Below are 13,251 nucleotides of genomic sequence, written 5' to 3'. Positions count from 1 at the left end.
TTCTCTGCCTGATGGTTGAAAATTCTTCAGGCAAAGAAGAAAAATCCAAGTTAACTTGGATAAAAATCCGTCAGGCAAAGAATTTTCAACCATCAGGCAGAGAATTTTTCAGTACACGTCACACACTGACGCACCTGAAAGGGGCTGTGCCAAAAATGAATCTTGACACAGCCCCTTACTGTTCATTTACCGTTTTTTACAAACGATTCACAAAGAAAATTATACGGTAGGTATCTTCTTGAGCATCAGCAACAAGTGATCCCACCACATTTGTACGGTTTTGATTTCGATTTTCTCCACCGGAGAGTGCACGTCACGCAGTGTAGGACCGAAGCTCACCATATCCAAATCGGGATACTGCTCCAGAATGAGACCGCACTCCAAACCGGCGTGAATGGCTTTAACGGCAGCTTCACGGCCGAACAGCTCACGGTATGAATCGACAGCTGCTTTCAAAATAGCCGAATCGGGGTTGGGTTTCCAGCCGGGGTAAGGATCGCGGAAACTGGTTTCTGCACCTGCCAGAGTGAACAGAGCTGCTACTTCCTTGCTGATTTCCCTCACCAGAGAGTTTACCGAACTGCGCTGGCTGGTCTCCACGAGAATAACGTTGTCTTCTTTCATCTTAACAGAGGCAAGGTTGGTACTCGTTTCTACAAGGCCTTCGATGTCGTGGCTCATGCCGATAACACCATGATGACAAGCCATCAGGGCACGCACCAGATTTTTCTTCGTATCGCAGTCGATGCAACGGGCTGGAGCATCCGTACTTTCCAGGGTAAACTTCACTTTCGGATCGACCTTGGCCAGTTCTTCCTGTACGGCGGCATTCATCTCGTTGAGCATCACGCGTACAGTTTCCTTATCTTTTGCGGGTACTCCGAAAACGGCAAGTGCCTCACGCGGAATGGCATTGTGCAGGTTCCCGCCTTTTATTTCAGCCAAAACCCACTCTAACTGCACCTCGATTTCATACAGAAAACGTGCCAGAATTTTATTGGCATTGCCCAAACCGATATGAATATCGCCACCTGAGTGACCGCCCTTAAGGCCATCCACCTGTACTTTGAAGTATTGGTAGTCTTTGGGTGCATCCTGTGTTTTGTAGGTAAACTTGGCCATTGTACCCATCCCTCCGGCACAGCCGATAAACATTTCACCCTCATCCTCGCTGTCGAGGTTAAGAAGAATCTTGGAATCGAAGAAGCCGGCTTTCAAACCGAAAGCACCGGTCATACCGGTTTCTTCATCTACGGTAAAGAGACATTCGATGGGACCGTGTTCAATATCGTTCGACGCCAAAATGGCCAACTCCGCAGCAACGCCGATACCGTTGTCCGCCCCCAGCGTAGTGCCCTCGGCACGCACCCAATCTCCATCGACAACCGTTTTAATGGGGTCGGTTTCAAAATTGATATTCACATCGCTATTCTTTTCGCATACCATATCCACATGGCTCTGCAACACCACGGACCGGAGTTTCTCATATCCCGGTGTGGCCGGTTTCTTGATCAGGAGGTTGCCCACTTTATCCTGTTTGTATTCGAGCTTGTGCTCTTTAGCGAAGTCGATGAGGTAAGCCAATATTTTGCCTTCTTTCTTGGATGGACGGGGAATTTGTGTAATCTGGTGGAAGTAATCCCACACGATAGTCGGTTTTAGATCAGTAATTTTCATTTCGCTGTTTAGATTTATTATTGTGTTTATTATAGACCGAAATATTTTAACTTTGTCTATTGCATGTAAGCAAATATAAGAAATACAATGTTAAAGCTGCTAATATTATCGCTAATAATCATCGGAACAAGTATATTTCTTTTGTCTGTAAAAATTATTTTCAGACGGAACGGGTATTTTCCCAACACCCACATAGGCGGCAATAAACACTTGCAAAACCGTGGAATCTTCTGCCAAAATACACAGCAGAGAGAACAGGACAGGCACAAAAATTTGTTTGAACGGGCAAAAGAAGTTGAGAATATTAAATAAACTAAAATAATTGATTGTCAGATGAACAAAATTCACACCATCATCGAAGCTGTTTTGGCGATAGCCGTCATTGTGCTTTTCATTATCTTTTTCAGTGGAAAGAGTTGCAATACGAAAGCTCCGGTAATGCAGGGAACGGAAAAGAGCGGCACGCTACCCGTCGCTTACGTTCGTATGGATTCGCTGACGGCTCAGTATGAATATTATCAAGCCGTTACGGAAAAGCTGCAAAAACAGGCCGAAGAGCACCGTATTCAATTAAGCTCCAAAGCAACTGCTCTGCAAAAAGCGGCACAGGATTTTGAGCGCCGGATGCGTACAAATGCCTTTATCAGTGCCGAAGCACAGCAAAAAGAACAAAACCGCTTACTGCAAATGCAGCAGTCGGGACAGCAAATGGAGATAGAACTGTCTCAAAAATTCGCTACGCAACAACAGCTCATGCTCGAAGATGTACAAAAAACCATCCGCGAGCAAGTAGCAGACTTCAACAAGAATCACAACTACGCCCTGATATTAAGCAATATCGGTCTGGAAAATATCCTTTATGGTCAGGAAGCCATGGATATAACGGACGAACTGATTAAATATCTCAACGAGCGTTACAAAGCGGAAAACACTGCAGCTGTATCTCCTCAGGAAAAAGCAGGCAAATAAGCCTCTTCCTCCCAATTGTTCTCTCGGGGCTGTGTCAAAATTCATTTTTGGCACAGCCTCTTTCTTTTTTGAGGATAGGTGTATTTGAAGTTTGTCAAACTCTTGCTTTGTGGTTATTATGTTTGATTTTTCGATTTTAGAGATTCTTGAACAGCATTAAGAAAAAATGTAAAATCGAAACAAAGTTATTGAGTCCGTTTTTGCTGCTTTTGGCGACTTTTGCACAGCGTTTTTGTTCTTTAGAGGGAGTCGATTCCAAATTTGAAATCACAAACCATCAGTAGCAATAAAACACCATTGAAAAAACAGTTGCTTCCAAGCAAAAGAACATACTCAATCGATCATAAACGAAAGAGCCTCGTCTCACTACTGACCGAACATTACGACTCTTAATAAGCAGAGGAAAAGTTCTCTGTGTTAAAGCGGGATATTGCTTCGTTCCTCTCAATATAAGTTCATACCTTTGTAGACAAAATAAAAACAACAAACAAAGTTTATGAGCACTGTTCAACAGACTAATTCCCACATCTTCACAAATAGAAACGGGAACACGTTGATGAAAGAATTTGAGGGTGTGCTACAGCATAATCCGCAAATCCAAAATCTTGATGCGGTTGTTGGTTTTCTAAGGGCATCCGGATATTTTTCGCTTCGTCCGTTTCTTGACAGTCTCAACAAGGTCAGAGTGCTTATAGGCATCGATGTAGATAAGTATATTGCAGAAGCTGCACGTCAAGGGAAATTGTTCCTCGGTGCAGAAGACAATGTTAAGCAGGAGTGCCTGCATCTGACACGCAAGGATATTGAAAGTTCCAGTTACAGGAAGGAAATCGAGGATGGTATGTTTCAGATGGTTCAAGACCTTCTCGATGGTAAATTAGAGCTGCGTGCTCATCCATCAAAGAAAATACATGCCAAAATATATGTGCTATACCCCGATGATTTTAACCAATACACTCAGGGCATGGCCATCACTGGTTCAAGCAATCTTTCCGGCAATGGTCTTGGTATTACCGAAGAACGTCAATATGAGTTTAATGTGAAAATGACTCAACATGAAGACGTACAATTCGCTAAAGACGAGTTTGAAAGCCTATGGGAAGAAGCTAAGAATTGTGAGATTGCAGCCGATGATATAAAGATGTCTATCGACCGCACATATTTGAAAGGTGATGTTTCTCCATACGATCTTTATATTAAGATGCTTATGGAGTATTTTTCTGACCGCATATTGGAAACGGAGAATGAAGCCCCATTCGATATGCCAGAGGGGTACACCAAATACGACTATCAGATGGATGCGGTCATTGAAGGTTATCAAAAGCTTATCCGCTATGATGGTTTCTTCCTTGCAGATGTGGTCGGTCTCGGGAAAACGGTTATTGCCACCATGATTGCTAAGAAATTCTTGATAGAGAATGGCCGTGACAATACTAAAATACTTGTGGTATATCCACCGGCTGTTGAACAGAACTGGAAAACCACTTTCAAAGATTTCGGCATTGATAAATATGCCAACTTCATCAGTAATGGAAGCTTGTCAAAGGTGTTGGACGAGGACAACTACAACTACTGGAATGCCGATGAATACGACCTCATATTGGTGGACGAAGCTCATAAGTTCCGCAGCCATACTACATCGGCCTTCGAGTATCTGCAAGAAATTTGCAAGATGCCTCGTATCGAAACAGGCAACATTCCCGGCTACAAGAAAAAAGTAATGCTCATCTCGGCAACGCCAATGAACAACACACCGGCAGACCTTTATAATCAAATACTGCTGTTCCAAGACGCACGTCACTGTACCATCGATGGGGTAAGCAACTTAACCGCATTCTTTTCTCCTTTGATTGTAGAGTTTAAGAAGTTGCGTAACAATCCCGAGTCAGACATGAGCGATTTCAAACGACTGGCAGAAAAAGTACGTGATCGTGTAATCAAGCCTCTAACGGTCCGTCGTACTCGAACCGACATAGAAAGCGTTTCACGCTACAATAAGGATGTAAACGGATTTCCGAAAGTCGAACGTCCCGTAGAAAGCAGGTATGAACTCAATGAACATTTAGCGAACCTCTTTGAGCAGGCTATGCATACTCTCGACAAGGATTTGACCTATGCACGCTACCAAGCCATTGCTTACCTGAAACCAGAAGTTTCCAACGGTTTGTATGATAATGCGGAACTCATAAGCCGCAATTTGGCAGGAATACGCAAGAATGGACTGGTGAAACGCTTGGAGAGCAGTTTCTTTGCGTTTCAGGTCTCTATCAATAATTTCCGTCAAGCCAACCAGAATATGCTTGACATGTTCACCAACAATAAGATATTCATTGCCCCCGACCTTGATGTCAATACGATGATGGCGACGATGACCGAGGAAGAAATTGAAGAACGTTTGAATCAAAAAGCAAAGGACAATCCCAAGAATGCAGTGTTCAAAGCAGATGATTTCCAGCCTGAGTTCATTGAGATGCTGGAAGTCGACCAAGCTATTCTTGAAAAGATGTGTAGTGATTGGCAGGGTATTTCGGATGATGACGATTCAAAGTTTGCCAAGTTTAAGGAACTCCTAAAGCACGAACTGTTCAAGGTCGACCGGAATCCTGAGCAGAAGCTTGTTGTATTCTCCGAATCGGTCGATACCGTAAACTATTTACAGCGCAGAATCAACCGCCCGGATGTTTTGGTAATCTCATCAGGCAATCGTAGTCAGCAGTTCAAGATTATCCGCGAGAATTTCGATGCTAATTATAAGACGAAGCTCAACAACTACAATATCATTTTGACAACGGACGTGCTGGCAGAAGGGGTCAACCTACACCGTTCCAACGTAATTGTCAACTATGATACTCCATGGAACTCGACTCGCCTAATGCAGCGAATCGGACGTGTGAATCGCATCGGCTCTGTATCAAAGCACATATACAACTATGTGTTCTACCCTTCACGTGAGGGAAACCGGGAAATCAATCTCAACCAAATTGCCATAAGTAAGATACAGACATTCCACTCCACATTTGGCGAAGACAATCAGATATATTCACAACATGAGATTCTTGACCGCAATCTGAGCAAGCTCTTCGATGAAGCATTGAAAGAGCAGAAGGAAGACGTCAATCAAGAGATACCGTACTATGAGGAACTTCGCTCTTTTTATCAAACGAACCGTCGAGAGTACAACCGCATAGCGAAGTTATCACTGCGTAGTCGTACAGGTCGTGAGCCACGAGTAGTCGATGGTGTAACTCTCTCTGACGACACGTTGGTCTTCCTCAAAACTAATTTCCGGAAAGTGTTTTTCCTTATTTCTGAAAATGCAGAGGAAATATCAGTAATTGAAGCACTTAAATATTTCAAAGCAAGCCCGGATGAGAAACCTGTGGAACGCATAACACAGCACCATCAACATGTAGAAAAGGCTTTGATGAAGTTCCATACCATTCGTGAAACAGAAATACTGTCACAGGAGACATCCAAAGAGGAGCAAAGCAACATGGGCGCACAGGTAAGTACGGCTATTAACTTGCTTACCAGTTTTATGCGAGAGATTGATGACAGCGACTTGTATCTAAAAGTAGCCCAGCTAAAGTCTTTAGCGGAGCGAGGTGTCATCACGTATATTGCAAAACGTCTGCAACGCATTCAAAAAGACCTGCGCCGTATCGGAGGAAAATCCCGTATGACTCATGATGAAGCTCTCCATGAGATTATTGAAATAGCAAAGAAATATGCCCCTTATTATATGGCAGAGGAAGCTTTGCTCAACGAGAAAGAAACCGATGCTGAGATAATTCTTTCCGAAAGTTTTCGTTGAACTAAATGACCATAGTCAAACTTGTTTGAACTTTGACAAGGTGAGAAAAGTCGGATAAAATTAAAGTTTTGAATAAGCAAGATAACGCATTATGAATTACAAAGAAGTCATAGAATCAAGATATAATCGTGAAGCGTGGCAGCAACTTATTCACGATATTTTCCTCAACAAGGTTAACTTCTGGAATCAACCATCAGATGTCCGCGTCAGTAGTCGATTGGCAAAGCAGGCTTTTTACCTCGGAAAGATTTCACTCACCGATGGAGAGTCTATCGCTGTATATGAAGTAGAATTAACAGAGAATGTGGATATAGAGCGTAATCGCCGCGGTATACGCGACATGCTCACCACCGACTGGCGCAACATGGGGCATGCCGGGGCATTTATGTTCTGTTACCGTAAGAAAGAAAGCGTGCTTCGATTCTCATACGTCAGCGAGACTTGGGGTTTCAACAAACAAGGTGAATACGAAAAAACTTCAACAGACACAAAGCGCTACACCTATCTTCTTGGTGAAGGACGTGGATGTCGCACCGCCATCGAGCAGTTTAAGATTTTACGCGACAGTAAACAGACGTTAAGCGACATTACTGCCGCGTTTTCTGTGGAAGCTCTTACCAAACAATTCTACAAAGATTTGTTCGGGTGGTATCAATGGGCTATTGAGCCTTCGTCAAATATTACCTTCCCCAATAATACAACGACAAGGGATGATGATCGCGATGACATCGAAACAAAAGTCATCCGCATGATTACCCGTATCATGTTCGTGTGGTTTATCAAACAAAAGAATCTGGTACCGGACACCATCTTTGAGGTTGAGTACCTGACAAAGATTCTAAAAAACTTCGACCCATATAGTACGACCGAGGGCAATTACTATAATGCCATCCTGCAAAACCTATTCTTTGGCACACTTAATCGTGCCATCGAAGATGAGGATGGTAATACCCGTAAGTTTGCCACTTCAAGTAAACGGGATGTAAAAACGTTGTATCGCTATGCTGAATTATTCTCAATCAGCGAACAAGAGGTTATCCGGCTGTTTGGCGAAATCCCATTCTTGAATGGCGGCTTGTTTGAGTGTTTGGATAAGACACGATATATTGACGGAGTAGAACAATGCTACAATTTCGATGGCTTCAGCCGCAATGACGGTCGCTTCTCGGATGGAACATTCAAACACCGTGCTATTGTTCCAAACAATCTCTTCTTTGAACCGGAGAAGGGGTTGATTTCGATTCTGAGCCGCTACAACTTTACCATTGAAGAAAATTCACCGGAGGAACAGCAGGTGGCTCTCGACCCCGAACTGCTGGGTAAGGTGTTCGAGAATCTGCTGGGTGCTTACAACCCGGAAACCAAAGAAACGGCACGTAATCAAAGCGGCTCATTCTATACGCCACGTGAGATAGTCAACTATATGGTTGACGAAAGCCTTATTGCCTATCTGGGCGATGACGCATTCGTCCGATCGCTGTTCAGCAAAGACTTCTCTTTTGACAAGACAAAAAAGGATGAGTATCAAAAGATAGCAGACAAATTGAAAGCTGTAAAAATACTTGATCCAGCTTGCGGATCTGGCGCATTCCCTATGGGATTGTTGAACAGAATGATCGACATCCTTGAACGTATATCGCCAAATGAACACATTTATGATTTAAAACTTTCGGTTATAGAGAATTGTCTTTACGGAAGCGACATACAGAGTATTGCAGCACAGATCACAAAGTTGCGTTTCTTTATCTCATTGATATGTGATTGCGAGAAGGACGCATCGAAACCAAACTTCGGTATCCCAACGTTGCCTAATCTTGAAACTAAGTTCGTTTCAGCCAATTCTCTGATAGCAAAGAAAAAGAACCCTTCTCAGAAAGATTTGTTTGAGAATCCAGAGATTGAGCCAACAAAAAATGAATTGGCAGAGATACGCCATAAACACTTTTCTGCAAAGTCTGCTTCAGCCAAGCACCGTTTGAGAGAAAAAGATCAGGCGTTGCGTGAGAAGCTGGCTAAACTGCTTTCGGATGACGACAACTTTGCACCAGAAGATGCAAAACAGTTAGTGGCATGGAACCCCTATGATCAAAATAGCGTAAGCCCATTTTTCGACCCGGAATGGATGTTCGGTGTTACTGATGGCTTCGACATCGTAATTGGTAATCCGCCATATATTTCTACTAAGGGTGTAACGGTGGAAGACAAAAAGAAATATGAAGCAGAATTCGGGTTCTCCGATGATACCTACAATTTGTTTACATTCAAGGGTATGTCATTATTAAAGAATAGAGGTTCTCTTTCATATATAATTCCCAAAACGTTTTGGACCACACAGACTAAAAAAAATATGCGTGATTTGATTTTAGGAAATCAAATCAACTACATATTTGATACAGCCAATCCTTTTGAGGCCGTAATGGTTGACACTTGTATTATTCAAGTTATAAAACATCCTATATCCAAGGAGCACAAAATAAAGTTTTTAGATGGAACAAAAGATCTCTTAAACCCGATTTCTTTTGACCCAATAGAACAAAATGTATACACAAACACTCAAAACTCTATCATCTTTAAGCCTACAAGTCTAAACCTCAGGATCTATGAACTTTATGGCGAAAAGGTCAAAGAACTATATAATAAATGGTGGAGTAAGATAGAAACCTCAAAAAAAATATCTCAGAACAAAGCTGAACTTGAAACGTATAGGGCAAACTTAAAACCAGGTGACATAGCATTATTAGGCTGTCTAACGGAAGGTGGTCAAGGACTTGCTACTGCAAACAATGGTAAATATGTTGCTGTGCGTCGGTCTACAAAGTGGGCAAAAAATATTATAGAGTCGAGGCCGAAAAAGTTAGCGGAAGCTATCAAGAAAAAGAAAGTGAAAGTGCCACAAATAGAAGGTTTTGAAAGTGAGAAAGACTTTCTAAATACTCTTTCAGAACATGAAATTGCCGATTTGTTTGATTCTATAAAAGAGCAATATGGTCGTGATATCTTTGGACAAGGTTATATCTATAAAATTATCGAAGATGATGAGCTTGCTAATGTCGAAGAACTAACTGATGATGAGAAAGAAAATGGTATAGATACTTCTAAAAAATTCTATGTTCCTTACGATAAGGGAGATAAAGATGGTAATAGATGGTATCTTGAAACTCCGTTTGCCATAGCCTGGTCTAAAGAGAACGTCCACTTTTTGAAGACAAACTCAGGAAAAAAAGGTGAGGGTATGCCTGTTGTAAGAAACCCACAATTCTATTTTAGAGAGGGATTTTGTTGGATAGATGTAAACTCTACATATTTAAAAGCTCGTATCAAGTCAAATGGTGTGTTCGATGTTTTGAGTATGAGCCTCTTTACAATGACAAAAATTCCTGATTGGTATTTTGTTAGTTTGATAAATACAGAGTTTATTAGCTTATACGTTGATAACTTTATCAATAATACTTCCCATTTCCAGATTAATGACGCAAGACAGCTTCCAATAATAATTCCTGATAGCTATTTTTTTGACGTGATAAAGAAAATTGCAAGTGAGTCTGTGTTAGTAAAGAAGGCACTATTTTCTTGTGCTATGGATAGTAACCAAGCAGAAGAAAAGTTATCTTATCTTCAGAGGGAACTTGACAGCATGGTTCTCAATTTATACAAGATATAATTGTTCAATAATCTTGTCAATCTCCATCCCGATATTGTTTAAATTATCACTATTGGATAAGTCTGTTTTTTATCTGAAGAAGTAAACCTTTTATAGCTATAGCCCCATCCTCATAGATGATATAACCTCTCAACAAATTTATCAACCATCTTTTGTATAGTTTGTAGCCTTGCTTCATTTTCTTTGTTCTTTTTAATGGATATAGCATCGGAAACAAAAGTCAAGGCAGAATTTACTTCTACATCAGTTGGCACAATAATGGGTAATTGACGAGCATCATTGATTTGAAATGTTTGGGTGTTGTTTACAAAATTATCCACATAGTGACTAATAAATGTAGAATTTATGAGAGCAAGGATATATTCCTCTGGCACAAATGTAGTAATGCAAAATATACTCATACTCTTCACGTCATGGATACTTTTCTGTTTTTTCCTACACTTCAAAAAAGTAGTATTTATGTCACTCCAACACAATCCCTCTCTAAAATAGAACGTGTATCCTTGGTAACGAGCTTTTGGGTCAGTCTTCAAAAAGTGGACCCTACTAATAGATTCCTCGTGTCCACCTGCCATTGTATGATTTTGTTGGTTGCCGTATGCCTGTATAAGCAAGATAACGGTACAAAGTACCCCTTGCTACCTTTATTCTTTTTGCGATTATTGGTATGCTTATGCCTAATTTTAGTTGTTTCAATATGTATTGATGTCTAGCAACACAAGTCGCATTAAGGTTATTATTACGCTTTCCTGCACCACGTCCAATGGGTTTCCCTTCAGATTTCAAACGTGCCAAGGCCTCCCTTGTCCGTTGACTGATGAGATTGCGCTCAATCTCAGCTGAGAGACCGAAGGCAAAGGCGAGAACTTTGCTCTGGATATCATCACCAAGACGATAGTTGTCTTTGATTGTCCACACACGACACTCCTTCGTCATACAAATGTTGAGGATTTCCATAATCATAAAGAGGTTGCGACCGAGCCGGGAGAGTTCGCTACAGATGATAATATCACCTTTGCCAATCTTCTTTAAGAGGCGACCAAGCTGTCTTTTGTTATAATTCTTGGTGCCACTGATGGTTTCCTCTATCCAATCGTCAATCACGAGCTTTTGTCTTTCGCAGAAGTTAGTAATCTCAAAGCGTTGATTCTCTACTGTCTGTTTATCGCTACTTACTCTAATATATCCGTATATCATAATAGTTGTATCTGTAACAGGTTTGACTTGATAAAAATATGAACCGATATCCAATCACTCAATAGAAAGATTTAAGGCTGCTTGATTTTCGGGTTTTGAAAATTGTGGTATCAAGTGCAACGTGCACAATGTTTTTTACATCTAAAAAAGAGAAATTATATCTTTGTATATTGATTGATTAGCAGTGTAAAGAGATATATTTATTGTCCGTAAATTGCACAACAGTCTAACTAAAAAGTCGTTTCCGAAAAGTTCAAATAATAACTTAAAAATTCATGAAAACAAAAAAACTACAACAATTTTTATTCTGCATGTTGACCGCGGGTTTTCTATCGGCTTGCGGTGTCGTTTCTTTCAGTGTAGAAAACGGCGGAGGAACAGTCGGTGCCACAGTAGACGGAGCCATTATTTCCCCGGGATCTCCCGTAGCAAATGACAAAGAGATTGTTTTCAAAGCCTTTCCCGAAAACAATTATACGGTTTGCTACTGGACTCTGAACGATTCCATTGTCAATCAGAGTACACCGGAGTACCGTATTAAAATGAAAGAGAGCAAAACGCTGAATGTTACAGTCGCTTTTGCAAAAGCAGACAGCGGTTATCCGAAATCATCTTATAAAATCAGTGATGATGGGGCAACTCTTTTTGACTGGCCGGGGAAAGAAACCGTTGTGGATATGAATAACGACTGCAATCTGGCCAAAGTAAAGGTTGTTAGCAGTTCCGAACATAGAGCCGGTGTAAAAAAACTTATTCTCGGCAACCGTGTCACCACATTGAAGCCTTTCAATACCTGGTGTTTTTCTCTGCAAGAGCTTACGATTTCGAAGAATGTATCTAAAATGGAAGGAGCCATAAGGAGTTATGATTTGAAGAAAATCATTCTTTCGGGTCAGAACAATCATTATTTATTAGTTGACGGAGTTTTATTTTCCAAAGACAAAAAGACCCTCGTTCTTTTCCCTGCAAAGAGAACCGGTAAATACGTAGTGCCGGAAGGTGTAACCCATATTGCTCCTTCTGCTTTTCATGGAAGCGATCTCTCCGAAGTGATACTCCCCGGTACGCTTGTCGAGATAGGAGACAGGGCTTTTGAAAGGGCTGAAGATTTAAAGAAGATCGATATACCCAACAGCGTTCAATCGATCGGAAAGTTTGCATTCGTTTCTGCTCTCGGTTTGGAAGAGATAATGATCGGAGGCAGTGTTTCCAAGACAGGCAAGGGCTTTATTGCGGATACCTATTCATTGAAAAAAATCAGGGTAGCTGATAATAATCCGTTTTTCACCGTTCTTAACGGTGTTCTTTTTTCAAAAGATATGAAAAAACTCATTGCCTGCCCAAAAGCAAATAACAGCAACAAGCAGTATTCCATACCGCACGGTGTCGAAGAAATCGACTATGGCGCTTTTTCTGCCGTGAAAGGGATAACAGAGGTATCTATCCCCAACACCGTCAGAATAACCAGACAAGCTGCATTCCTTTTCTGCAATGTAGAAGAATTAACCATACCCGACAGCGTGACAGACATTGAAGGAGAGCTCCTCCGCTATGCAGGAAGAGTAAAAAAGGTAACTTTCGGCAGAAATGTAAAAAGAATAGGCTCCGGAACTTTTGTAGACTGCTCAAGCTTGCGAGAAATAGTCTCTTTGAATCCGGTTCCTCCCAAAGCCGGATCTTTCACTTACGGCCAGGATATGTCGAAAATCACACTCCGTGTTCCCCGTGGTAGCAAACAGGCTTACAAAGCTGCACCCGGATGGAATCGTTTCGATCAAATCATTGAGATGTAAATAAAAATATGGGGCTGTGTCAAAACATGGAATTGGGAGAAGCTTCCTTTCATATCGATAGTTACCGCCCTTTCTAATCAAATAAAACAATCGCTATCATTGAGTTTTTAGCTCTTTGATAGCGATTGTTCTTTACAAAT

General features: G+C 41.3%; 7 protein-coding genes. 4 read left to right on the top strand and 3 right to left on the bottom strand.

The features are described from left to right. Positions 1 to 219: 219 nt before the first annotated feature. Complete coding sequence (locus A3GI_RS0103550) at positions 220 to 1,677, bottom strand: aminoacyl-histidine dipeptidase (RefSeq protein WP_018360100.1); 1,458 nt, start codon at positions 1,675 to 1,677, stop codon at positions 220 to 222. Between the two features lie 333 nt (positions 1,678 to 2,010). On the opposite strand from A3GI_RS0103550, the gene A3GI_RS0103540 reads away from it, so the two are divergent. The 3 genes from A3GI_RS0103540 to A3GI_RS10415 all read left to right on the top strand — a co-directional run bounded on the left by A3GI_RS0103540 (position 2,011) and on the right by A3GI_RS10415 (position 10,121). Beyond that, positions 2,011 to 2,646 carry an OmpH family outer membrane protein gene (locus A3GI_RS0103540; RefSeq protein WP_018360098.1) on the top strand — a complete coding sequence of 212 codons (636 nt, stop codon included), beginning with the start codon at positions 2,011 to 2,013 and terminating at the stop codon, positions 2,644 to 2,646. Positions 2,647 to 3,142: 496 nt separating this feature from the next. Further along, on the top strand, positions 3,143 to 6,460 hold the full coding sequence (locus A3GI_RS0103535; protein WP_025079602.1) for a helicase-related protein: 3,318 nt from the start codon (positions 3,143 to 3,145) through the stop codon (positions 6,458 to 6,460). 91 nt (positions 6,461 to 6,551) lie between these two features. Then, entirely contained in the window at positions 6,552 to 10,121 is a 3,570-nt protein-coding gene (locus A3GI_RS10415; protein WP_018360096.1) for an Eco57I restriction-modification methylase domain-containing protein, read from the top strand. Positions 10,122 to 10,231: 110 nt separating this feature from the next. On the opposite strand, the gene A3GI_RS11830 is transcribed toward A3GI_RS10415, so the two are convergent. Then, positions 10,232 to 10,522 carry a hypothetical protein gene (locus A3GI_RS11830; RefSeq protein WP_081779631.1) on the bottom strand — a complete coding sequence of 97 codons (291 nt, stop codon included), beginning with the start codon at positions 10,520 to 10,522 and terminating at the stop codon, positions 10,232 to 10,234. A gap of 145 nt (positions 10,523 to 10,667) precedes the next feature. After that, positions 10,668 to 11,318, bottom strand: coding sequence for a master DNA invertase Mpi family serine-type recombinase (locus A3GI_RS10410; RefSeq protein ID WP_018360094.1), 651 nt, complete (start codon positions 11,316 to 11,318; stop codon positions 10,668 to 10,670). A 311-nt stretch (positions 11,319 to 11,629) separates the two neighbouring features. Here A3GI_RS10410 and A3GI_RS0103515 point away from each other — a divergent pair, with 311 nt between their 5' ends. Further along, positions 11,630 to 13,111, top strand: coding sequence for a leucine-rich repeat domain-containing protein (locus A3GI_RS0103515; protein ID WP_018360093.1), 1,482 nt, complete (start codon positions 11,630 to 11,632; stop codon positions 13,109 to 13,111). The last annotated feature ends 140 nt before the right edge of the window (positions 13,112 to 13,251 follow it).

This window comes from Porphyromonas macacae DSM 20710 = JCM 13914, from assembly GCF_000379945.1.
GTDB lineage: Bacteria > Bacteroidota > Bacteroidia > Bacteroidales > Porphyromonadaceae > Porphyromonas > Porphyromonas macacae.
Note: the sequence above shows the minus strand (reverse complement) of the source record. Positions and strands in the feature narration are given on the sequence as shown.